At 71.6% G+C, this 22,765-nt stretch carries 22 protein-coding genes, 1 tRNA gene and 2 pseudogenes; 18 read left to right on the top strand and 7 right to left on the bottom strand.

Features of this window, described 5'->3' with window-relative positions:
* Positions 1-88: 88 nt before the first annotated feature.
* A pseudogene (locus ABT288_RS18675) lies at positions 89-208 on the bottom strand (CorA family divalent cation transporter); the annotation flags it as partial.
* Positions 209-540: 332 nt separating this feature from the next.
* Here ABT288_RS18675 and ABT288_RS18670 point away from each other — a divergent pair.
* Positions 541-1,266, top strand: a pseudogene (locus ABT288_RS18670) (site-specific integrase); the annotation flags it as partial.
* A 543-nt stretch (positions 1,267-1,809) separates the two neighbouring features.
* Here ABT288_RS18670 and ABT288_RS18665 read toward each other — a convergent pair.
* A tRNA-Pro gene (locus ABT288_RS18665) sits at positions 1,810-1,883 on the bottom strand.
* 105 nt (positions 1,884-1,988) lie between these two features.
* Between ABT288_RS18665 and ABT288_RS18660 the strand changes: the two genes are divergently transcribed.
* Both ABT288_RS18660 and cobF read left to right on the top strand, forming a co-directional pair.
* A complete protein-coding gene (locus tag ABT288_RS18660) occupies positions 1,989-2,501 on the top strand; it encodes a DUF309 domain-containing protein (RefSeq protein WP_351608658.1) in 513 nt (170 codons plus the stop codon).
* Between the two features lie 44 nt (positions 2,502-2,545).
* The gene (cobF, locus tag ABT288_RS18655) at positions 2,546-3,319 is read left to right on the top strand and encodes a precorrin-6A synthase (deacetylating) (RefSeq protein ID WP_351608655.1); all 774 of its coding nucleotides are present in this window, start codon (positions 2,546-2,548) and stop codon (positions 3,317-3,319) included.
* A gap of 45 nt (positions 3,320-3,364) precedes the next feature.
* Here cobF and ABT288_RS18650 read toward each other — a convergent pair whose 3' ends face one another.
* Positions 3,365-4,111, bottom strand: a complete 747-nt coding sequence (locus tag ABT288_RS18650; RefSeq protein WP_351608653.1) for a cobalt-precorrin-6A reductase — start codon at positions 4,109-4,111, stop codon at positions 3,365-3,367.
* A 71-nt stretch (positions 4,112-4,182) separates the two neighbouring features.
* Between ABT288_RS18650 and ABT288_RS18645 the strand changes: the two genes are divergently transcribed.
* Positions 4,183-4,974 carry a TIGR01458 family HAD-type hydrolase gene (locus tag ABT288_RS18645; RefSeq protein WP_351608786.1) on the top strand — a complete coding sequence of 264 codons (792 nt, stop codon included), beginning with the start codon at positions 4,183-4,185 and terminating at the stop codon, positions 4,972-4,974.
* On the opposite strand, the gene ABT288_RS18640 is transcribed toward ABT288_RS18645, so the two are convergent.
* The 3 genes from ABT288_RS18640 to ABT288_RS18630 form a co-directional block, all read right to left on the bottom strand.
* Positions 4,971-5,744, bottom strand: coding sequence for a sulfite exporter TauE/SafE family protein (locus tag ABT288_RS18640; RefSeq protein WP_351608651.1), 774 nt, complete (start codon positions 5,742-5,744; stop codon positions 4,971-4,973). The two genes, ABT288_RS18645 and ABT288_RS18640, sit on opposite strands and share 4 nt — an antisense overlap.
* Positions 5,745-5,870: 126 nt before the next feature.
* Positions 5,871-7,385, bottom strand: a complete 1,515-nt coding sequence (locus tag ABT288_RS18635) for a long-chain-fatty-acid--CoA ligase (RefSeq protein WP_351608650.1) — start codon at positions 7,383-7,385, stop codon at positions 5,871-5,873.
* 61 nt (positions 7,386-7,446) lie between these two features.
* Complete coding sequence (locus tag ABT288_RS18630) at positions 7,447-8,634, bottom strand: thiolase family protein (RefSeq protein WP_351608648.1); 1,188 nt, start codon at positions 8,632-8,634, stop codon at positions 7,447-7,449.
* Between the two features lie 172 nt (positions 8,635-8,806).
* Between ABT288_RS18630 and ABT288_RS18625 the strand changes: the two genes are divergently transcribed.
* From ABT288_RS18625 to ABT288_RS18605, 5 genes are all read left to right on the top strand, one after another.
* Entirely contained in the window at positions 8,807-9,616 is an 810-nt protein-coding gene (locus ABT288_RS18625) for an alpha/beta hydrolase (RefSeq protein ID WP_351608646.1), read from the top strand.
* 85 nt (positions 9,617-9,701) lie between these two features.
* Entirely contained in the window at positions 9,702-10,193 is a 492-nt protein-coding gene (locus tag ABT288_RS18620; RefSeq protein WP_351608643.1) for a Dps family protein, read from the top strand.
* A 30-nt stretch (positions 10,194-10,223) separates the two neighbouring features.
* Positions 10,224-10,568, top strand: coding sequence for a DUF3140 domain-containing protein (locus tag ABT288_RS18615; protein ID WP_351608640.1), 345 nt, complete (start codon positions 10,224-10,226; stop codon positions 10,566-10,568).
* Positions 10,569-10,570: 2 nt separating this feature from the next.
* Positions 10,571-11,218 carry an endonuclease gene (locus tag ABT288_RS18610; RefSeq protein WP_351608638.1) on the top strand — a complete coding sequence of 216 codons (648 nt, stop codon included), beginning with the start codon at positions 10,571-10,573 and terminating at the stop codon, positions 11,216-11,218.
* 48 nt (positions 11,219-11,266) lie between these two features.
* Entirely contained in the window at positions 11,267-12,106 is an 840-nt protein-coding gene (locus tag ABT288_RS18605) for an SAM-dependent methyltransferase (protein WP_351608635.1), read from the top strand.
* Here ABT288_RS18605 and ABT288_RS18600 read toward each other — a convergent pair.
* Positions 12,096-12,956, bottom strand: a complete 861-nt coding sequence (locus ABT288_RS18600; RefSeq protein WP_351608633.1) for a Cof-type HAD-IIB family hydrolase — start codon at positions 12,954-12,956, stop codon at positions 12,096-12,098. The two genes, ABT288_RS18605 and ABT288_RS18600, sit on opposite strands and share 11 nt — an antisense overlap.
* Positions 12,957-13,181: 225 nt before the next feature.
* On the opposite strand from ABT288_RS18600, the gene ABT288_RS18595 reads away from it, so the two are divergent.
* The 9 genes from ABT288_RS18595 to ABT288_RS18555 all read left to right on the top strand — a co-directional run.
* Positions 13,182-13,994 (top strand): SAM-dependent methyltransferase, encoded by an 813-nt coding sequence (locus ABT288_RS18595; protein WP_351608783.1) that lies wholly within the window; start codon positions 13,182-13,184, stop codon positions 13,992-13,994.
* 79 nt (positions 13,995-14,073) lie between these two features.
* Complete coding sequence (locus ABT288_RS18590) at positions 14,074-15,477, top strand: glutamine synthetase family protein (RefSeq protein WP_351608631.1); 1,404 nt, start codon at positions 14,074-14,076, stop codon at positions 15,475-15,477.
* Between the two features lie 2 nt (positions 15,478-15,479).
* Positions 15,480-16,655: an amidohydrolase family protein gene (locus tag ABT288_RS18585; protein ID WP_351608629.1), complete on the top strand. Its 1,176-nt coding sequence runs from the start codon at positions 15,480-15,482 to the stop codon at positions 16,653-16,655.
* Positions 16,656-16,662: 7 nt separating this feature from the next.
* Positions 16,663-17,199: an NUDIX hydrolase family protein gene (locus tag ABT288_RS18580; protein ID WP_351608627.1), complete on the top strand. Its 537-nt coding sequence runs from the start codon at positions 16,663-16,665 to the stop codon at positions 17,197-17,199.
* 183 nt (positions 17,200-17,382) lie between these two features.
* Entirely contained in the window at positions 17,383-18,177 is a 795-nt protein-coding gene (locus ABT288_RS18575) for a COG4705 family protein (RefSeq protein ID WP_351608624.1), read from the top strand.
* A gap of 159 nt (positions 18,178-18,336) precedes the next feature.
* Positions 18,337-19,671 (top strand): PP2C family protein-serine/threonine phosphatase, encoded by a 1,335-nt coding sequence (locus ABT288_RS18570; RefSeq protein WP_351608621.1) that lies wholly within the window; start codon positions 18,337-18,339, stop codon positions 19,669-19,671.
* A 140-nt stretch (positions 19,672-19,811) separates the two neighbouring features.
* Positions 19,812-20,843 carry an MASE1 domain-containing protein gene (locus tag ABT288_RS18565; protein WP_351608618.1) on the top strand — a complete coding sequence of 344 codons (1,032 nt, stop codon included), beginning with the start codon at positions 19,812-19,814 and terminating at the stop codon, positions 20,841-20,843.
* A gap of 58 nt (positions 20,844-20,901) precedes the next feature.
* The gene (locus tag ABT288_RS18560) at positions 20,902-21,516 is read left to right on the top strand and encodes a TetR/AcrR family transcriptional regulator (RefSeq protein WP_351608615.1); all 615 of its coding nucleotides are present in this window, start codon (positions 20,902-20,904) and stop codon (positions 21,514-21,516) included.
* Positions 21,517-22,127: 611 nt separating this feature from the next.
* Positions 22,128-22,765, top strand: a 638-nt coding sequence (locus tag ABT288_RS18555) for a LysR family transcriptional regulator (protein WP_351608612.1), incomplete at its 3' end; no start/stop codon positions are given.

Raw genomic sequence — 22,765 nt, 5'->3', positions numbered from 1 at the left:
CAGGTGCTGAAACTGTGCCGATCAAGTGACGCACAGAACACGCCATGAACACGGGTGGGTACGAGCCATGTGCCGGGCGGCGGACGGCTCAGAGCCAGTCGCGGCGCTTGAAGACGACGTACAGGCTCACGCACACCACGCCCATCAGCGCGATGGCGAACGGATACCCGAACGCCCGGCGCAGCTCCGGCATGTGTGTGAAGTTCAACCGTCTCCTCCATGCGCCGGCGTACGGCGGAGAGGTCGGGGGCGTCCGCGTGACGGACCGTCAGGACGAAGCCGGGGCCCAGGAAGACGTGGAGTTCGCCGAAGTCGTCCCTTAATTGACGGTGTCGTGCGGTCTTCCCTCTCGGGTCAAGGGCCGGCGGAGGTACGGAGGCGGCTTGCGTAGCCCTTGACGCGCAGGGTTCCTACAGGTCACCGAATAGGCCTGAAGCAGCTCAACAGCCTCGAAATCCCGTCGCCAGACATTTGTTGTGCGATCAACCTGGCAGTGCGTCGAAGCTGGATCGTTCGTAACGTTGCCGAACAGATGAGACCGAGGTGAAGGCCTTTATCGAGGCCAGCAAGGATCATCGCCTATTCGGCGTTATGCTGCTCACCCTCATCGCCGAGCGGCCCGCTGAGGTATGTGGGGCCCGCTGGAAGGAGGACGTGGACCTCACAGGTTCAGGAACCATCGCTGTGGGCAACACTCGGACCATCGTCTACGACCGGACCCAGGAGCAGGGCCTGCGAAATAAGGTCGTTGAGAAGCAGCCCAAGACGCAAAACGGCAAGCGAGTGCTGCCGTTGCCCAAGCCCGTACATACTGCACTCCAGACCTTCGCCGCGCTCCAGGAGCAGGAGAAGGCCAAGGCCGGCGAGGCCTATGAGGACTCCGGCTATGTCGTGGTCGACGAGTGGGGCCGACCGTTTAAGACAGACAAGCTACGGCGCGAAGCGCAGAAGCTCATGGAGGAGGCAGGCGTCCGCCGAGTCCGTCTCTACGATGCTCGCCACGCCTGCCTGTCCTGGATGGCCAACAACGGTGTGCCCGACACGGTCGTGTCAGCCTGGGCCGGGCACAGCGACCTGTCTTTCACCAAGCGGGTGTACGTCCATCCCGACCCCCAGGATCGGAGAAGTTCGGGGAGGCACGCTGTTGGCGGGTTTCTTCACTGTGGCGCTCGGTGCCTCCCCGGCCTCGGCCGTCGCGGCTCGGTCGGTGGAAGCATGCAGCCCGAAGACCGACAACCGCAGTTCGGACAACTGGACTGCGGCTGATTGGAAGATCTGCGTCGGCAACTACAGTGGGCCCCACGGCGAGATCGACGCCAAGTGCTACGCGGGCCAGACCATCGGTTGGAACGCAAGCCGCTGCCGGATCACAGGACACTTCGAGATCCACAAAGGACAGGACGTCATCGAGGCCGGCAGGTTTTCAGTCGATGTGCCTCTGAACGGGATCAACACCGCTCGTCCGTTCCGCTTTGATTGCCGTGGGAACGGCCAGTACACCTTCAGTACCAGTGGTGTCTTCGGGACACTTCTGACACAGGGCTCGACTGGATCCGCTTACCCCCGGCCCGGGCACCAGTCCGTGAACATCGCGGACGCGACTGCCACGGTCACTATGTGCTGTGCTGAGCGAACTCGCTCCTTCTCGCAGAATGCCCCGGCCATCTTGAGGGTGTGGCCCGGGGCATTCTGGTGATCATCAGGCATCTGTGACGAAATGTGACACGACAGCTGGCAGGAACGATCAAGGGCCCTGCCTCACCGTGGTGAAACAGGGCCCTCATCTGCGACTTTGGAGCGATGCTCCCGTCGGGACGACAGGATTTGAACCTGCGACCCCTTGACCCCCAGTCAAGTGCGCTACCAAGCTGCGCCACGTCCCGTTGCGCTCACTCGCGGTGACCCGCGTGATCGCGCGAACAGCACTTTACCCCACCTTCGGGGGTGGGCCGAAGAGGGCCGGGGGTGAGCCGGGGACAATCGGTTGTATGACGAACGCGGGCGCATCGGATGCCAGGGACCGGGACCCGGACGGGCGGGCACGCAACGCGCGGCCCCGGGACGGGCTCGGCCGGCCGCTGCCCTACGGCGCGGAGGGCGTCCCCCGGCAGCCGGAGGGTGTCGTGCGGCAGCCGCAGGAGACGGTCACGGAGGCGCAGGCGCTGCTGGACGCCGGGCGGCCGTTCCACGCGCACGAGGTGTTCGAGGACGCCTGGAAGTCGGGGCCCGAGGAGGAGCGCACGCTGTGGCGGGGGCTCGCCCAGCTGGCGGTGGGCCTCACCCACGCGGCGCGCGGGAACGCCGTCGGCGGGGCCCGGCTGCTGCGGCGGGGCGCGGGTGCGCTCGCGGAATGGGAGAGCGGGCAGGGCGAGGACCGGCCGTACGGGATCGACCTCGCCGGGCTCGTCCGGTGGGCGCGGGAGCTGGCGGGGCGGGTGGAGAGCGGGGCCCGGGACCGGCCGGTGGACGCCGGGGAGGAGGCGCCCCGGCTCCTTTCCTGACGGGCCCGTCTCCCGCTGTCAGTGGCATGCGGCAGACTCGGGGCGTGCGAAAGATTCATGTCATCGGTATCGGCGCGGGCGACCCCGACCAGCTGACCCTGCAGGCGGTCAAGGCGCTGCGGAGCACGGACGTGTTCTTCCTGCTCGACAAGGGCGAGGTGAAGAGCGATCTCACCCAGCTCCGCCGGGACATGCTGGACGCGCATCTGCCCGAGGGGTCCTACCGGGTGGTGGAGGCCCGTGACCCGGAGCGGGACCGGAAGGCGGGCGGGTCGGCGTACTCGCCGGCGGTGGAGGACTGGCGCAGCGCCCGCGCCGGGATCTACGAGCGGCTGATCGCCGACGAGCTGGGCGAGGACGGCACCGGCGCCTTCCTGGTGTGGGGCGACCCGGCGTTGTACGACAGCACGCTCGGGATTCTGCAGGAGGTGCTGGAGCGCGGCGCGGTAGCGTTCGCGTACGACGTGATACCCGGCATCAGCAGTGTCTCCGCCCTGGTCGCGCGGCACCGCACGGGCCTGAACCGGGTGGCCCGGCCGGTGCAGATCACCACCGGGCGGCGGCTGGCCGAGGGGTTCCCCGAGGGCGTGGACGACGTGGTCGTGATGCTGGACGCGCACCAGGCTTTCCGGAAGTACGCCGAGGACGACATCGACATCTACTGGGGCGCGTACCTCGGCACTCCGGACGAGCTGCTGGTCTCCGGCCCGATCGCCGAGGCCGGTCCGCGCATCGAGCGGCTGCGGGCCGAGGCACGCGAACGCAAGGGCTGGATCATGGACACGTATCTGCTGCGCAGAAACCCAGGGGATCAGTAGCTGCGCCGGGCGTGCTGGCGGCGGCGCGACCGTGCCGGTCGGTCCTCACTCCGGGCTGAGCCCGAGCCGGTCCAGTACGCCCGCCACATCGGAGACCGCCGCCACGCCCTGCGGAAGCGGGGGGCGCCGTACGACGACCACGGGCAGGCCCAGTTCCCGCGCCGCCGTCAGCTTCGCGGCCGTGGCCTCCCCGCCGCTGTCCTTGGTCACCAGCAACTCGATGCGGTGGGCGCGCAGCAGCTCCGTCTCGTCGGCGACCGTGAACGGGCCGCGTGCGAGGACCAGTTCGGTGTCCGGCGGCATGGGCGGCTCGGGCGGGTCGACCGACCGTACGACGAAGTGCAGTTCCGTCAGGTGAGCGAACGCGGCGAGGCCCAGGCGTCCGGTGCTCAGGAAGATCCGGCGGCCCAGGCCGGGCAGCACGCCGGCGGCCGCCGCCAGGGACGGGACGTCGTACCAGCGGTCGCCGGGGCCCGGCCGCCAGCCGGGGCGGCGCAGGAGGACCAGGGGAACGTCCGTGGCCGCCGCCGCCCGGACCGCGTTGGCCGTGATCGTCTCGGCGAAGGGGTGGGTGGCGTCGACCAGGGCGTCGACGTGGTGCGCGCGCAGCCAGTCGGCCAGGCCCTCCGCACCGCCGAAGCCGCCGGTCCGCACCTCGCCCGCCACCGCTCCGGGCCGCGCGACCCGGCCGGCCAGGGACGTGGTCACCCGGACGCCGGTCCGGGCGGCGAGGTCGGCGGCGAGGCGGCGGGCCTCGGTGGTGCCGCCGAGGATCAGGACGTGCGCGGGCATAGGGGTGAGCGTACGAGGTCGTACGGGACGGTCCGCCGTGCGGGTCGCTACGGTCTTCGGTCATGGAGGTCATCGAATCCGTGCGTGCCGTGCTGATCGACATCGACGGTGTGCTCACCGTCTCCTGGAAGCCGCTGCCGGGCGCGGTGGAGGCGCTGCGCGCGATCCGCGCGGCGGGGCTCGGCGTGGCGCTGGTGACCAACACGACGTCCCGGACCCGGGCGTCGATCGCCGAGACGCTGAGCGGCGCCGGTTTCGACGTGCGCGCCGAGGACGTCCTCACCGCGCCCGCCGTCACGGCCGCCCACCTCGCCGAACACTTCCCGGGCGCCCGCTGTGCCCTTCTCAACAGCGGAGACATCGGGGAGGACCTCGGTGACCTCACCCTCGTCGAGGAGCATCCGGACGTGGTCGTTCTCGGCGGTGCCGGGCCCGAGTTCGACTACACGGCGCTCAACCGGGCCTTCGGGCATCTCCAGCGCGGAGCCCGGCTGGTCGCCATGCACCGCAACCTGTACTGGCGCACCGACGAGGGGCTGCAACTGGACTCGGGCGCGTTCCTGCTGGGGCTGGAGAAGGCCGCTCGGGTGGAGGCGGAGGTCACGGGCAAGCCGTCCCCGGCGTTCTTCGAGGCGGCGCTGGCCCGGCTGGGGGTGAGCGCGGACCGGGCGCTGATGGTGGGCGACGACATCGAGTCGGACGTCCTCGCGGCACAGCGGGCCGGGATCACGGGTGTGCTCGTCAGGACGGGGAAGTTCCAGCCGGAGACCCTTGAGCACGCGAGCGGCACACCGGACCACGTGCTGGACTCCTTCGCGGACCTGCCGGCCCTGCTGGGGCTCGCCCAGGACACCGAGAGCTAGCGCAGGAGCAGTTGCACTCCGCCCACGATCGTCGCCGCGATCACGAGTTGTTCGAAGAGTCGCTGGTTGATCCTGTTCACAGCCCACTTGCCGAACAACGCTCCGGGCACGACGAACACCGCGAGCGCCGCGTCAAGGAGCAGCGAGCGCCCGTCGATCAGACCGAGGCCCGCGCTGAAGGGCACCTTGGACACGTTCACGATGAGGAAGAAGAAGGCGGAGGTGCCGAGGAAGCCCAGCTTCCGGAAGCCGGCGGACAGCAGATACATCGACATCACCGGGCCGCCCGCGTTGGCGACCATCGTGGTGAACCCGCCGAGCACGCCGTACGAGCGGGCTTTGGCGCGGCCGGCGCGCGAGGTGACCTGCTCCGGCGCCTCCCCGGCGTCCGCGGTGCGCCGCCGCCACACCGTCACCCCCGCCATCAGCAGCAGGATCGCGCCGATCGAGGTCCGTACGATCCCGTCGTCGGCCCACACCAGGAACAGTGTGCCGACCACCACCCCGGCCGCGACGGCCGGGAACAGCCGCCACAGGGTGGGCCAGTGGGCGTGCCGCCGGTAGGTGAGGACGGCGAGCACGTCACCGGCGATCAGGACGGGCAGCAGGATCCCGGTGGAGGCGCGGGCGGGCAGGACCGCGGCGAAGATCGCGAGGCTGACCGTGTTGGCCCCGCTCACCGCGGTCTTGGAGAAGCCGACGAGCAGGGCCGCGAAGGCGAGCGCCGCGAACCCCCAGCCGGATATGTGCCAGAGCGTCATCGTGTTCATGCGGGGACCGATGTTATGTACGGACAAGCTCCGGCGTAAGGACCGTCTCGCCAGTTGGCCCCGTCCCGACCCGCCGCGCCCCCCGCCGCGCCGCACCGCGGCCCTCGCCGCGATCCCTTCCGCCCGCTATGGCCGTTCCGCGTACTGCGCCCGCAGCTCCCGCTTGAGCACCTTCATGCTGGGCCCGAGCGGCATGGAGTCCGTGAACTCCACGCGCCGCGGGTACTTGTGCCGGCCGAGGTGCTCCTTCGACCACTCGGTGATCGCGGCGGCGTCGGGGGCGGTGCCCGGTGCCGGTACGACGACGGCGCAGACCTCCTCGCCGTGCAGTTCGTCGGGCAGGCCGATGACCGCGACCTGGGCGATGCCGGGGTGACGCATCAGCACCTCCTCGACCTCCCTCGGGTACACGTTGTAGCCGCCGCGGATGATGACGTCCTTCTTGCGGTCGACGATCCTCAAAAAGCCCTGCTCGTCCTTGGTGCCGAGGTCACCGGTGCGGAACCAGCCGTCGACCAGGGCCTCCGCGGTGGCCTCGGGCCGACCGAGGTAGCCGGAGAAGACGTTGTGGCCGCGGATGACGACCTCACCGAGCTCACCGGGCGGCAGCAGCTCGATGCGGCGCTCCACCTCGGCCCGCGCGATCTCCACGTCGATGCCCCACAGCGGGTGGCCGATGGTGCCGGCCCGGGTGCCGAACACGGGCTGGTTGACGGTGGCCGTCGGCGAGGTCTCCGACAGCCCGTACCCCTCGTAGATCTTCGCCCCGAACGCCTCCTCGAACCGCTCCAGTACGGCGACCGGGAGCGAGGCCCCGCCGGAGACGCACACGCGCAGGGCGGGCAGCGCGCCGGCGTCCGGGGCGGCCGCGGCGAGGGCGACGAACATGGTCGGCACGCCGTGGAAGGTGTTCACCCCCTCCTTGACCATCAGTTCGATGGCGCGGGCCGCGTCGAAGCGGGGCAGCAGCACGAGCGTGGCGCCCGCCCGCCAGGTGGAGTTGAGCGACACCGTCTGCCCGAAGGCGTGGAACAGCGGCAGCGCGCCGAGGGCGATGTCGTCGGCGCGGATGTCGTTGGCGTCGAAGGCGTTGACAGTCGCGTTCATCACGAGGTTGAAGTGGCTGAGCACGGCGCCCTTCGGCACGCCGGTCGTCCCGCTCGTGTAGAAGATCACCGCCGGGTCGTCGGCGGCGCGGGTGACGTACGACGGCAGCGGCTCGGCGCCGGCGGCCAGCTTGTCGAACTCCTCGCCCAGGACGGCCACTTGGACGCCGGTGGCCTCGGCGGCCGCCCGGCCGGTCGCCGCCTGGGCCGGGTGCACGAGCAGCAGCGTCGCCCCGCTGTCCCTGAGCACGTGCTCGACCTCGCCGGCCGACAGCAGGAGGTGGACGGGGACGACGACTCCGCCCGCCGCGGCGATCGCGTAGTAGGCGACCGGGAACTCGGCGGTGTTCGGGGCCATCAGCGCCACCCGGTCACCGGGGCGTACGCCGAGCCCGGTGATCGCGCCCGCCCGGGCCAGGGCCCTGCGCCACACCTCCGCGAAGGACAGCCGCAGGTCCCCCTCGACCAGCGCGGTGCTGTCGGGGCGACGCCGGGCGTTCTCGGCGAGGATGGCGGCGACGGACAAGGTTGCCATGGAGTACTGCTCCGTTTCCCAGCTGCGGCTCGACTGACCAGATCCCCCCGTCGCAAGAGCGCTAGTGCCGCTCGACCAGGACCGCGCTCCCCTGCCCCACGCCCACGCACATGGTCGCGAGACCCCGCTCGGCGCCCGTGCGCCGCATCCGGTGCAGGAGTGTCGTCAGGATGCGGGCGCCCGAGCAGCCGAGGGGATGCCCGAGGGCGATGGCGCCGCCGGTGGGGTTGACCAGGCCGGGGTCGATGCCGAGCTGGTCGACGCAGGCGAGGGCCTGCGCGGCGAACGCCTCGTTGAACTCGGCCTCCTGGAGGTCGGCGATGCCCCAGCCGGCCCGGGCGAGCGCCTTGCGGGTGGCGGGGACCGGGCCGATGCCCATCACGTCGGGATGAACCCCGGCGGAGGCGCCGGCGACATAGCGGCCCAGGGATTCCAGGCCCAGCTCGTTCAGGGCCTCCTCGCTGACCAGGAGCAGCCCGGCCGCGCCGTCGTTCATCGGCGAGGCGTTGCCCGCGGTGACCGTGCCGCCCTGCCGGAAGACCGGCTTCAACCTCGACAGCTTCTCCAGCGAGGTGTCCTCGCGGACGCACTCGTCCTGCTCGACCACGATGCCGTCCGGCCGCTCCACGGGCAGGAGTTCGTCGTCGAAGTGCCCGTTCTTGCGTGCGGCGGCGGCGAGTTGGTGGCTGCGCAGGGCGAACTCGTCCTGCCGCTCACGGGAGATGCCGTACCGCTCGGCGACCTCCTCGGCGGTCTCCCCCATGGACAGCAGGCCGTGCAGCTCCTTCATCGCCGGGTTGACCAGGCGCCAGCCGAGCCGGGTGTCGTGGGTCTCGATGCGCTGTGGCAGGGCCTCGTCCGGGCGGGGCAGCACGAAGGGGGCGCGGCTCATGGACTCCGAGCCGCCCGCGATCACGATGTCGGCCTCCCCGGCGGCGATGGTGCGGGCTGCGGTGGTGACCGCTTCGAGGCCGGAGGCGCACAGCCGGTTGACGGTGGCGCCGGGCACGGACTCGGGCAGCCCGGCGAGCAGGGCGGCCATGCGGGCGACGTTGCGGTTGTCCTCGCCGGCCTGGTTGGCCGCGCCCCAGTAGACGTCGTCGACCCGGGCCGGGTCGAGGGCGGGCACGTCGGCCACCACGTGGCGGATCACGGTCGCCGCCAGGTCGTCGGGGCGAACGGACGAGAGGGCTCCACGCAGCTTGCCGATGGGGGTGCGGCGGGCGGCCGCGAAGTGGACGGGACGCACGGCTTCGACTCCTGACCTACGACCGATCGACGGCACTGTCGATCAGCGGACCACACGGGAACACGTGACACTCGGGAACACTTAATTAGCACTGCTAGTTTTGGACTATAGACCGCCGACCGGCCTGCTGGGAAGATCCTCCCGGACCTTCACCGCGTCACCCGGAGGAGACATGCCCCACGTCCGCGAGCACAGCGTCGACGGCACCCACGGACCGGTCGCCGTACACGAGTGGCCGCACCCGGCGCCCCGGTACCTCGCCCTGGTGGTGCACGGGTACGGCGAGCACGCGCGCCGGTACGACGAGCCGGCCGCGGTACTGACCGGGCACGGGGCGGCCGTGTACGGGCCCGATCACGTCGGCCACGGCAGGTCGGCCGGGGAGCGGGTGCTGATCGAGGACTTCGAGGACGTGGTCACCGATGTGCACACGGTGGCGGACCTCGCCCGGACCGAGCACCCCGGCCTGCCGCTGGTCCTGATCGGCCACTCGATGGGCGGGCTGATCGCGGCCCGGTACGCCCAGCGGTACGGCGCCGAGCTGAGCGCGCTGATCCTGTCCGGGCCGGTGATCGGCGCCTGGGAGCTGCCCGGGCGGCTGCTGGCCCTGCCGGAGATCCCGGACACCCCGGTGAGCCCGGCCGCGCTCTCGAGGGACCCGGCCGTCGGCGCCGCCTACGCGGCCGATCCGCTGGTGTGGCACGGGCCGATGAAGCGGCCGACGGTGGAGGCGTTCGCACGCACTCTGCGGACCGTCGAACATGGCGGTGACATCGGGGCGCTGCCGCTGCTGTGGCTGCACGGGGACGACGACCGGCTGGTGCCGCTGCCCGGCAGCCGGGTCGGCGTGGAGCGGCTGGCCGGTTCCCGGCTGACCGAGCGGATCTTCGCCGGGGCGCGGCACGAGGTGTTCCACGAGACGGACAAGAAGGAGGTCTTCGCCGAGGTGATCCGCTTCCTGGACCGGTCACTGCCCCTCTGATCAGGCCTGTTTGCTCCCCTGAGCGCTGGGCACCCGCCCTTGCGGACACGACCGTACGCAAGCGACGAAAGGGGACGGACGCACCATGACGGTGATGAAGAGCACGCTGCCCGAGGAGGCGCTCGGCGTCACCGGGACCGCCCTGCAGGAGACCCTGGTGGACCTGCTCGGACTGTCGCTGATCGGGAAGCAGGCGCACTGGAACATCGTGGGACCGCGGTTCCGGTCGATCCACCTCCAGCTCGACGAGGTGGTGGCGACGGCCCGCGCCCACTCCGACACGGTCGCCGAGCGCGCCGCCGCGCTGGGCGTGCCCCCGGACGGCCGGCCCGAGACCGTCGCCGCGACCTTCGCGCTGCCCGGCACGAAGGACGGCCGGCTGCGCGACACCGAGGTCGTGGAGCTGATGGTGTCGGCGCTCGAAGCGATCGTCGGGCGGCTCCGCGAACGGATCGCGGCCACGGCGAAGCCCGACCCCGTCACGCAGGACCTGCTGATCTCCGTCACCGCCGACCTGGAGAAGCAGCGCTGGATGTTCGAGGCCGAGAACCAGCCGCGCGCGACCGCCTCCAGCTAGTACGACACCCCCGCACGGAAGGGGCGACCCATGGCCGACTCCCTCGAAATCGAAGCGCTGTGGGAGGACTTCCACCGCGTGGTGAACATGACCTCGGCGGAGCTCGCGGCCTGGCTGCGGGTCCGGGACGCCGACGAGGAGACCGAGCCGCTGCCCGAGCAGGCGGGCACGGAGACCGGGCAGCATGTCCTCGCCATCCTCCAGAAGCGCCGTACGGATCTCACCGACGACGACGTCCGCGTGATGCACCAGGTCGTCGACACGGTCGGAGACCTGGTGGACATGGAGGACGAGCCGGAGCCGGAGACGGCGCCGGAGGACACCCGCCGCCGGCACCGGCTGATGACACTGGGCCACGACCCGCTCAAGCCGTAGCCATGAACCGCGACGAACGAGTCCTGCGCGAGCTGCTGTCGGAGTACGGGCAGACCTACGCCGAGGAGGCCGGCATCAGGCTGACGAACACCCCGCAGCCGCTGTACCGGCTGCTCGTGCTGTCCCTGCTGCTCAGCGCCCGGATCCGCGCCTCGGTCGCGGTGGCCGCCGCGCAGGCCCTGCACGAGGACCACCTCGACAGCCCGCGCCGCATGGCCGACGCGGACTGGCAGCAGCGGGTGGACGCGCTCGGCCGCGGCGGCTACCGGCGCTACGACGAGCGCACCGCCACCCAACTCGGCGACGGTGCCGAGCTGTTGCTGGACCGCTGGTCAGGCGACCTGCGCCGGCTGCACGAGGAGGCGCACGGCGACACCGGCGAGCTCAGGCAACTGCTCCAGGAGGAGCCGGGGATCGGCCCGGCCGGCGCCGACATCTTCCTGCGCGAGGCCCAGCGCGTCTGGCACGAGATCGCGCCCTACCTGGACGACAAGGCGCTCTCCGGGGCCCAGCGGCTCGGCCTGCCGAAGGACGCGGGCAAGCTGACCGAGCTCGCCGGGGACACCGAACCGGCCGTGCTGGCCGCCGCGTTGGTGCGGGCCGCACTCGACAAGGAGGTGGCCCAAGACTGTCTGCGCCGCGCCGGATGATCGTGTCAGACTGCTGCTCGCATCCCGGCGGGAGTGAAGGAGCAGCACGTGACGGGGACCGAGCCGGCCGCGCAGGAGATCGACACCACACGGCCCCATCCGGCCAGGGTGTACGACTGGTTCCTCGGCGGCAAGGACAACTACCCCGTCGACGAGCGGCTCGGCCGGCAGATCGCGGCCGTGGACGGAGGCGGCGCGCCGCGGGCCGCCCGCGCCAACCGGGCGTTCATGCACCGGGCCACGCGCGCGCTCGCCGAGGCCGGCATCCGCCAGTTCCTGGACATCGGCACCGGCATACCGACCGAGCCGAACCTGCACCAGATCGCGCAGTCGGTGGCGCCCGACGCGCGGGTGGTCTACGTCGACAACGACCCGATCGTGCTGGCCCACGCGGGCGCGCTGCTGCGCGGCACCCCCGAGGGCGTGACGGAGTATGTGCAGGCCGACGCCCGCGATCCGCACGCCATTCTCGAACAGGCCGCCCACGTCCTGGACTTCGGCCGTCCGGTGGCCCTGTCCCTGATCGCGCTGCTGCACTTCGTCGCCGACGAGGACGGCGCCCACGAGGTCGTGTCGACCCTGGTCGAGGCGCTGGCGCCGGGCAGTTGCCTGGTGCTGTCGATGATGACGGCCGACTTCGAGCCGGAGAACGTCCGGAAGGGCATCGCCGCGTACGCGGCGGGCGGAGTGACCCTGGTCGCCCGCTCCCGGCACGAGGTGGCCGCGTTCTTCGAGGGACTCGACCTGCTGGAGCCGGGCGTCGTACCGGTCGACGCCTGGCGCGGCGAGCGAGCCGCGGACGGCGCGGGGCCGGTCTCGCTGTACGGCGGAGTCGGCGTCCTTCGCCGGCCGGCACCGGCCGGGGTCGCGCACACCGCTACACGCTGATCCCGAGCACGTGGGCGATGGTGCGCAGCACGCCGTTGTCGTTGTTGGACGGGGCGAGGTGGCGGGCCCTGCGGACGACCTCCGGGTGGGCGCCCGCCATCGCGAAGGACCACTCGGCGGCGTCGAGCATCTCCAGGTCGTTGAAGTAGTCGCCGAAGACCATGGTCTGCGCCGGCGTGATGCCGAGCGCCCGCTGCAGACCGCGCAGCGCGGTGCCCTTGTTCGCGGTGTGGTTCATCACGTCCACCCAGTGCTCGCCGGAGACGACGACCTGGTGGGTGGCGGTGAACTCCGCGAGGGCCGGGGCGGTGGAGTTCTCGGCGGACCCGAAGTCGAACAGGGCGACCTTGATCACGTCGTCCTCGACGGCGGTGACGTCCTCGACGATGCGGTGCACGGCGTAGTACTTGCGCACCTCCGCCAGGAACGCCTCGTCGGTCCGCTCGACGTAGGCCGCCCGCTTGCCGCAGACCACGGCGCCGGCGTCCACGCCGCCCGCGACCAGCCGCCGTACCGTACGGGCCACCCCGGCGGCGGCGGCCCTGTCCATCGTGTCGGAGCTCAGCTCCACGCCGTCGCGGACCACGTAGGTGCCGTTCTCCGCGATGAACACCATGCCCTCGGCGACCTCGGCGAACTGCTCGGCCAGCGTGGCGTACTGACGGCCGCTCGCCGGGCTGAACAGCACGCCCCGCCTGCGCAGTTCGGCGAGCATCGGCCACAGCCCGTCGGGGATCCGCTTGTCGTCGTCCAGCAGCGTGCCGTCCATGTCGGTGACGATCAGCCGGATGTCGGCGGGGCCCGCGGGCAGGCCGGGGGTGTCGAGGAGGGGCGTGGGCGTGGCGGGCATGTCCTGCTTCCGGTCGGGGACGGCGTACCGGTCCAGTGTTCCTCATGGGCCGCGACGTCCCGGAACCGGTTCCTTGTGCGCCGAAACGTCCCGGAACCGGTTGTTCATGGACCGAAACGTCCCGGAGCGGGCCCGAACCGCCCACGGTGCGCGTTTCCCGGGACAGCGCGATCACCGGGCGGCACAATGACGACGGAGAACCGAGAACCGGAGAAGGGCGGCGACGTGACCGAGGGCCACTCCCCGACAGCCGGACCGGAGAAACTGGACACCTCCGTGGCGCACAACGCCCGGGTGTGGAACTACTGGATCGGCGGCAAGGACAACTACGAGGTCGACCAGCGGGTCGGTGATCGCGTCGCCGGGATGTTCCCGGTGATCCGGGCGGTGGCCCGCGCGGACCGGGAGTTCCTGGCCCGGGCGGTGCGGTTCCTGGCCGCCGAGCGCGGGACGCGGCAGTTCCTGGACGTGGGCACCGGCCTGCCGACGGTCGACAACACCCACGAGATCGCGCAGCGGATCGCCCCGGAGTCACGGGTCGTGTACGTCGACAACGACCCGATCGTGCTCGTGCACGCCCGCTCGCTGCTCACCAGCTCACCCGAGGGCGTCACCGACTACGTCGACGCCGATGTCCGCGACCCGGACGGCATCCTGCTGCGCGCCGCCGAGACCCTGGACCTGACCAGGCCGGTCGCGCTGATGATGCTGGGCATCCTGAACTTCGTCCTGGACACCGGCGAGGCCCGGGACATCGTGCGGCGGCTCATGGCGGCGCTGCCCTCGGGCAGCCACCTGGTCCTCACCCACCCGACCTACGACAGTGACGTGGGCGGCGAGGGCAACCGGGCCGCGATGGAGTTCTGGAATGCCAACGCCACCCCGCCGATCACCGCCCGCAGCCGCGCGGAGATCGCCGGCTTCCTCGAGGGCCTGGAACTGCTCGAGCCGGGTCTGGTGCCCTGCTCGCAGTGGCGCGCCGGGGCGGAATCCGCCGCCGCTGTGCCGCAGTTCGGTGCCGTGGCCGTGAAACCCTGACGCCGGCACGGACGGACCGACGCCGAGCAGGACGCAGGCGGGACCGACACCGAGGAGGACGTATGGCCGAGGAGGACGTATGACCGCCCTTGCCGACCCCGTGCCCGGTGGGCGCCCGGAGGATCTGCGCCGGGTCGCGGGACTCACCGCCGACCTCGCCGCGCGGGGCGTGCGCGGGATCGTGCTGGCCTATGTGGACACCGCGGGTGTCTGCCGGGTGAAGACGGTTCCGACGGCGCGGCTGGAGGCGGCCGTGTCCTGGGGTGTCGGCATGTCCCCGGTGTTCGACACCTTCCTCGCGGGCGACTCGATCGTCACCACCGACGTCCTCGGCTCCCCGGACGGTGACCTCAGGCTCTACCCGGACCTGGACCGGCTGGTGGAGCTGGCCGGGCAGCCCGGCTGGGCGTGGGCGCCGGTGGACCGGATCACCCAGGAGGGAGAGCGCCACCCCGGCTGCGCCCGAACCTTTCTGCGCCGGATCGTCGCCGACGCCGCCGACCGGCACGGCCTCGCCTTCAAGGCGGCGATCGAGGTCGAGTGGGCGGTCGGGTTCGGCTCGGCACCCCCCGGGGAGTTCGTGCCGGCGGTGTCGGGACCGGCGTACGGGGCGATCCGGCAGGTCGAGCTGAGCGACTACACCGCCGATCTGCTGGCCGCGTTCGACGCCCAGGGCGTGCCCGTCGACCAGCTGCATCCCGAGTACGCGGCCGGGCAGTTCGAGGTCTCGGCGGGCGCCCTGGACCCGGTGGCGGCGGCCGACCGCAGTGTGCTGGTCCGGCAGACCATCCGGGCGGTCGCGCAGCGGCACGGCCTCAGGGTGTCGTTCTCGCCCGCGGTGTCCGCCGAAGGGGTCGGCAACGGCGGACATGTCCACGTCTCCTGCTGGCGCGAGGGTGTGAACCTGCACGCGGGCGGGGAGCGCCGCTACGGCATGACACCCGAGGCGGAGTCCTTCGCGGCCGGGATCCTGGCCCGCCTGCCCGCGCTGACGGCGGTCACCGCGCCGAGTCCCGCCAGCTATCTGCGGCTCAAACCGTCCCAGTGGGCCGGAGTGTTCACCGCCTGGGGCCGGGAGACCCGCGAGACGGCGCTGCGCGTGATCACCGGCTCGGCGGGCCGCCGCGAGCAGGAGGCCAACCTGGAGGTGAAGCCGGTCGACCTGGCCGCCAACCCCTATCTCGCCCTCGGCTGCGTCATCGCCGCCGGTCTGGACGGGATCGGGTCCTCCCTCGCCCTCCCGGAGGAGATCACCGGCGACCCGGCCCGGTACGGCCCGGACGAGGCGGCGGCTCTCGGCGTACGGCGGCTGCCCGAGTCGCTGTCCCAGGCCGCCCGGGAGTTCCGGGCGGACGAGGTGCTGCGGGCGGCGCTGGGCCCGGTGCTCGCGGACGCGGTGACCGCCGTACGGCTCGGCGAGGCGGCGGCCGTCGACGGCTTGGACGACGCGCGGGTGGCGGCGGCCTACCGCTGGGTGTACTGACCATGGCGACGCCGGGACCCGTCCACGAGGCCCTCGCCGAGCTGGAGCTGGTGGACCACCACTGCCACGGCGCCGTGACGGCCGGCCTCGCGCCCGCGGAGTTCGCCTCGCTGCTGACCGAGGGCGAGGCCTGGCCCGGCGTCTCGCCCTTCGACACCCCGGCCGGTCTGGCCGTACGCCGCCACTGCGCGCCCCTGCTGGACCTGCCCCGGCACGCGCCGCCGGCCGACTATGTGGCCCGCCGCACGGAACTGGGCCCGCAGGAGGTCAACCGTCGCTTCCTGCGGGCCGCGGCAGCACGGGCGTTCCTCGTGGACACCGGCTACGCCCCGCATCCGCTCACCTCCCCGGCCGAGCTGGCGGAGGCCTCCGGTGCCGCCGCGTTCGAGGTCGTACGCCTGGAGCAGGTGGCGGAGGCGGTGGCCGCGCGGGGCGTCGAGCCGGGTGAGTACGCGGTCCGTTTCCGTGCCGCCGCCGAGGACGCCGTACGCCGGCCGGGCGTGGTGGCGGTGAAGTCGGTGGCCGCCTACCGCACCGGCTTCGCCCTGGACCCGGCGCGCCCGGCGGACGCCGAGGTGACCGGGGCCGCCCGGGGCTGGCTCGCGGACGGCGGCCGGCTCACCGATCCGGTCCTGGTACGGCACCTGCTGTGGACCGCCGTGGACCTCGGTCTGCCGCTGCAGCTGCACACCGGTTTCGGCGACGCCGACCTGCGGCTGCACCACGCCGACCCGGCCCTGCTGACCGACTGGCTGCGGCTGACGTCCGGCACGGTCCCGGTGCTGCTGCTGCACTGCTGGCCGTACCACCGCCAGGCCGCCTACCTCGCCGCGGTGTTCGAGCAGGTGTACCTGGACGTGGGTCTCGCCCTGCACCACACGGGCCCGGCCCGCTGCCGGGCGGTGCTGGAGGAGGCGCTGGAGATCACCCCGTTCCGGAAGATGCTCTACAGCTCCGACGCCTACGGGGTGGCCGAATTCCACCACCTCGGCGCCCTGTGCTTCCGGCAGGGGCTCGCCGGTCTGCTCCAAACGCGCGTCGACGCCGACGAGTTGAGCCTGTCCGACGCCCTGCGGATCGCGGCTTGGACCGGCCGCGACAACGCGCTGCGCCTCTACGGACCGCCCGTATCCGACCCGGCCCGCGATCCCAGCGGACTCCCCACCCGGAAAGTATGATCAAGCAATGTCTGACATCACCGAGACGACGCCCGGCTGGCTGAGCAGTGACGAGCTGGAAATGGCCAGGGCCCGGATGCCGATCCTGTACGTCGAGGCCGTGCCCGTGCGCGTGGACGACAGCGGCGAAGTCACCAGCATCGGTGTGCTGCTGCGGATCGGCCCGGACGGGACGGTCAGCCGGACCCTGGTGTCCGGCCGCGTCCTGCACCACGAGCGGGTCCGCGACGCCCTGCTGCGCCACCTGGAGAAGGACCTCGGCCCGGTGGCGCTGCCCCGGGTCCCGCCGTCCCTGCAGCCGTTCACGGTGGCGGAGTACTTCCCCACGGCGGGCATCACGCCGTACCACGACCCGCGCCAGCACGCGGTGTCCCTCGCCTACATCGTCCCGGTCAGCGGCGACTGCCGCCCCCGGCAGGACGCGCTGGACCTCGTCTGGTTCAGCCCGCAGGAGGCCGCCTCCCCGGCGGTGCAGAGCGAGATGCCGGGCGGGCACGGGGTGCTGCTGAAGCAGGCGCTCGCGCACATGGGCCTGAGCTTCTGACGTCGGCGGCCGTCTGACCCGCCTGTCTATCAGGCCGGTCAGGCCGTCGGCCAGGGCTTTCCCCGACGCGTTCAGGTTGCGGTCAGGCCCACGGCGGCCTGTGACAACATCTGCACCAGAAGCCCCAAAACAATGGCAAAGGCATCTGGGGCAAGGTCAGTTGGGCGTGCGAAAGTGCAGGCCATGAGCACAGAGCAGGTCCTGGACGACCGCCCCCGCGGGCACGCACGCGCGCGCATACGTGAGAGCGCGAACAAGGTGCCGGAGGTCACCGTCTACTTCTGGATCATCAAGGTCCTCACCACCGGCATGGGCGAGACCGCCTTCGACTTCCTGGCCCGCACGCTGGGCAACATCCCCGCGGTCGGCCTCGGCGGCCTTGCGTTCCTCGCCTCGCTCGTGCTCCAGTTCGCCGTCCGCCGGTACATTGCCTGGATCTACTGGACGGCGATCGTCATGGTCAGCGTGTTCGGCACGATGGCCGCGGATGCGTTCCACGTCGTCCTCGGCGTCCCGTACACCCTGTCCACCCCGCTGTTCATGATCGCCCTGGCCGCCGTCTTCGTCTTCTGGTACAAGTCCGAGCGCACCCTGTCCATCCACTCCATCCGCACCCGGCGCCGCGAGCTCTTCTACTGGGCGGCCGTCCTCGCCACCTTCGCGCTGGGCACCGCCGCGGGCGACCTCACCGCGACGATCGGCCTCGGCTACCTGGGCTCGGCCGTCCTGTTCGCCGTGGCGATCTGCGTCCCGGCCGTCGCCCACCGCGCCGGCCTGCTGGGCGCGGTCACCGCGTTCTGGACCGCGTACGTCATCACCCGCCCGCTGGGCGCCTCCCTCGCCGACTGGATCGCGCTGCCGGGCAGGCGCGGCGGCCTGGACTTCGGCCTGGGCCCGGTGACGCTGGCCTGGACGGTGGCCATTCTCGCGCTGGTCGGCTACCTCGCCGTGTCACGCCAGGACGTCCAAACCGCCTGAAACCGCCCGCATCATCGCAGAGGGCCTCGCCGGCAGCGCCGGCGAGGCCCTCTCTCCTGTCGTGCCGGCCGCCGTCATACCGCCCGTCCAGGGCACCGATGCCACAATCGAAGTGACGCTGCCGTCCCGCATGGACCGGGGTCGTGTCAGGAGGCCGGAATGGCGGGAGACAAGGCGGGGAGACAGCCGAGCCGGCCGTACCTCCCCGACCTGCACATACGTCTTCGCTCCGAGCTGGGCCGGATCGACGAGCGGCTGCGTGCCCTGCTGTCCTCCATGGACCGGCTGCAGGGCCTGCTGGACGCGGTGGTGGCCATCAGCCGTGAGGTGGAACTGCCCGCGGTGCTGCACCGTATCGTGACGACCGCCATGAACCTGGTGGGCGCCCGCTACGGGGCCCTGGGCGTGCTCGACGAGTCCGGGGAACGACTGGAGCAGTTCATCACGGCCGGTCTGTCCGAGCAGGAACGCAAGGCTCTTGCCACGGCCGGACTGCCTCGTGGTCTGGGCGTCCTCGGCCACCTGATCCGCTACCCCGACCCCCTGCGGATCGACGACATCCCCGGCCATCCCTCCTCCACCGGATTCCCGGCCGGCCACCCGCGCCTGCGCACCCTGCTCGGCGTCGCCATCAGCGTGCGCGGCGAGATCTACGGCGACCTCTACCTCTCCGAGCGGTACGACGGACAGCCCTTCGACGAGCACGACGAGAACGTCGTCGTCGCCCTGGCCGGCGCCGCCGGCATCGCGATCGAGAACGTCCGCCTTTTCGAACGGATTCGCCTCGGAGCCGAGCAGTTCCAGCGGCTCCTGCTGCCCACTCTGCCCGATCTGCGGCCGTTCACCGCCGCCGCCATCTACCGGCCCGCCGCCGAGCCGAGTCAGCTCGGCGGGGACTGGTACGACGCCATCCCCCTGCCCGACGACGTCGTGGCGGTCGTCATCGGCGACGTGGTCGGCCATGATCTGCAGGCCGCGGCCGCCATGGCCGCCACGCGCAACATGCTGCGCGCTCTCGTGTTCGACCAGAACAGTCCGCCCGGCGCGGTCCTCGCCCAGCTCGACCGGACACTGGAGATGATCACGAACAATCGCGTCACGACCACCACCCTGGCCCGCATCGAACCGGAGGGACCGGGGTGGCGACTGCGCTGGAGCACCGCGGGCCACGTTCCGCCGCTGCTGATCACCCGTGAGCACCACGTCAGCTATCTGCTCGCCGAGCCCGGTCTGCCGCTCGGTGTCGACACCGAGCAGCCGCGCCCGGACCACTCCCGCCTCCTGCCCCCGGAGGCGACCGTCGTCTTCTACACCGACGGGCTGATCGAGCACCCCGGCCACCCCATCGACGAGAGCCTGAGAGAACTCGCCGGTCTCGCCGAGGCCCATGCCGCCCTTCCCCTGCCGGAGTTCGTCCAGGCACTGGCCGACCGCCACCCCAGTGACGGCCACGACGACATGGCCATCCTCGCCCTGCGCACCCCGCCCGCCTGACCCCCTGGGGCACCCCCGCCCGCCTGACCCCCTGGGGAACCCGCTCGGTGCCGCTCCCGGGCCGGTCGGCCTGCCGTGGAGGATCCGGGGGATCCGGCGGATGATGGGTTTCAGAGCGATGTCAAATCGGAGGTCGCCCGATGTCTGTCGCGCGGCATCAATGGCTCCGGCGCGGAGGTCCGGCGGCCTTCCTGGAGATCTGTGTCATCGCCGCGCTGTACTACGGCTCGGCCAGGCTTGGGCTGCTCCAGCAACTGGTGCGCGGCCAGGTCACCCCCCTGTGGCCGCCGAGCGGTATCGCGGTGGCGAGCCTGCTCATGCGCGGCCCGCGGGTCTGGCCGGGTATCGCACTCGGCGCGTTCCTGGTCAACATCTCACTGGGACCGTCGCTCCCGGCCGTCCTCGCCATCGCGGCGGGGAACACCCTCGCGCCCGTCTGCTCCTACCTGCTGCTCCGCCGTACGGGGTTCCGGGAAGACCTGGACCGTCTGCGGGACGCGCTCGCGCTGATCTTCCTCGGCGCGTTCACCGGGATGCTGGTCAGCGCGACGACGGGCAGCGGGACCCTGGTCCTCGCCGGGGTGCTGAGCCGCGGCGACTTCTGGCCGACGTGGTCGGTCTGGTGGACCGGCGACGCGATGGGCGTCCTGGTGGTCACGCCGGTCCTGCTGGTCCTCCGCTCGGTACACCGGCCGAAGAGCGTGCGGCCGTACCGGTGGGCGGAGGGGCTGCTGCTCGTGGCGGCCACGGCCTGCGTCGGATTCCTCGTGACCGGTCACACGCCCCTGCTGTTCCTCGGGTTCCCGCTGCTCATCTGGGCGGCCTTCCGCTTCCAGCTGGCCGGGGCCGCGCTCTGCGCGCTGGCCGTGTCGACCTTCGCGATCATCGCCGGTACCGAGAGATCGGGTCCGTTCGCCGGTCAGGACCTGCTCACCAGGATGATCACCTTGCAGGCCTTCAACGGTTCTGCCGCGCTGACCGCGCTCCTCCTCGCGGCGGTCATCAGCGAGCGAACCCAGGCCCAGCAGGAGATCGCGCGGGCCTGCGCGCAGCTCGCCGCGATGGCCGCCAGGATCGCCACCGGCAACCATCACCCGATGGTCCCCGACAGGGAGGGCGAGAAGGAGCCCGCAGACCCGCGGACACCACCAAGGCCGTCCCCCCAACCCTGAGAAGGCGACTAGCCGACCGGTCTATTAATCATAGGCGATCGGTCGTATCCTCAGAGCCATGGGACGCACCAGTGATGCGAGGGAGAAGATCCTCACCGCCGCGCAGTCGCTCATCGAGCTGCGCGGCTACTCAGCGTTGGGCGTGGCTGAGATCTGCAAGGCCGCCGGCGTGCCCAAGGGCAGCTTCTACTACTTCTTCGAGTCCAAGGAGGCTCTCGCCCTGGCCGTGCTGGACGAGCACTGGGAAGCCCAGCGCGCTGACTGGGTGCGGGCCCTGCAAAGCGATGCGGAGCCGCTGCTGCGGCTGCGCCGGCTCTTCGAGGAGACCGAGGCCGACCTGCGCACAGGCCAGCAGACCTGCGGGACCGTCTCCGGCTGCATGTTCGGCAACCTCACCCTGGAGCTGAGCAACCAGACCGAGCCCATCCGCGAACGCCTGCAGCAGATCTTCGAGGCCCAGGTGGAGATGGTCGACAAGGTCATCGCCGAAGCTCGGCAGCGCGGTGACGTCACCGTCGGGGACACCCGGGAGGCCGCCCGGTCGGTGGTCGCCCAGCTCGAGGGCCAGGTGTTGTTCGCCAAGCTCTACAACAACACCCAGCACCTCGAAGCCCTGTGGGACAACTGCTTGTCGCTGCTCTCCGCACGCCGTCCGGACGAAGTGGCCGTCTGATTTTCGGCCGGTTTCATGCAGCGGCGCCCGCGTTCTCGAGGTGGACGACGGCGTCGACGATGCCCCTGATCCGGGCCGCCTATGGGATGGCCAGCGCCTTGTTGGCACTTGCGGCCGGGGCCGCTGCGGTCAGGGTGGGCACTGTCCTGCCGCGCGCCGACGAAGCCGGGACCCCGGTCCCGTACCGTGCCGCGCTGCTGACCCGGCACGCCGTCAGACCGTGATGACGCGGGCGTTCACCGGCCGCCCGGCGCGAGCGCTGCGCGACGACCTCACCGATCGGCACAGCGGCCCGGCCACGGACGGTCACCCCGCCCCGCCCCACCTGACGAGCCCCAGGCACGGCGCCGCAACAGCGGCGAACGATCCGGAGAGGATCAATCTGCGGGCAGGCACGGGCTACCGCCACGCGACGGCGCGCCCGCCGCGCAGATCCTCCGCCGGTTGGCCTCCCGGGTGCGAGGGAACCCGCCCTCCGCATGACCGAGGTGAGCCGGAGCGGAGGCTGCGCCACGTGCGCCGCCTCTGTGGGACTCACCCGCCGGCACCCCTCGGGGGAAGAGCGAAGATCCTTCCCGTACTGGGAGGTCAGGCCTCTCACCACGCGTAGCATGACCGGCGTGGAATTGCGTCAGGTGCGGTACTTCCTGGCGGTCGCCGAGGAGCTGAACTTCGGGCGGGCCGCGGGCCGCCTCCTGATCGCGGGTCCGTCCTTGTCCCAGCAGATCAAGGCGTTGGAACGCGACCTCGGTGTGCGCCTGTTCGACCGGGACCGCCGCTCGGTCAGCCTCACCCCGGCCGGAGCGGCGCTCCTCCCGTACGCCCGCGCCCTTCTGGACAGCGCCGACGACCTACGCCACCGCGCGGCGCGGATCGCCGGCTCGGAGCCGGTCCGGCTCGGTTACGTCAGCTGGCTGCCCACGGACCTCGCCGCGCGGACCTCGGCCGTGGCTCGTGTGGACGTGGATCCCTGGGTCGCGCCCTCGCACACACAGGCCGCCCGGGTCGCGGAGGGCAGCCTCGACCTCGCGGTGTGCTGGGTCCGCCGGGAGGACCTGGACGCACGGGGTCTCAACTCCCGGCTCATCGGCGCCGACCGCCTGTACGCGGTCTCCGTCGGCCGTGACGCCGATGAGGTCCGCGCCCGGGACGTCGGACTCCTTAAGGTCAACGAAGCCACAGGAATGGACTACATGAAACGCATTCCCCACCGAGAACCCCCCCGCACCCGCGCCCCCGCGGCGCACCA

It is taken from the genome of Streptomyces sp. NPDC001093 (assembly GCF_040298985.1).
Classification (GTDB): domain Bacteria; phylum Actinomycetota; class Actinomycetes; order Streptomycetales; family Streptomycetaceae; genus Streptomyces.
Note: the sequence above shows the minus strand (reverse complement) of the source record. Positions and strands in the feature narration are given on the sequence as shown.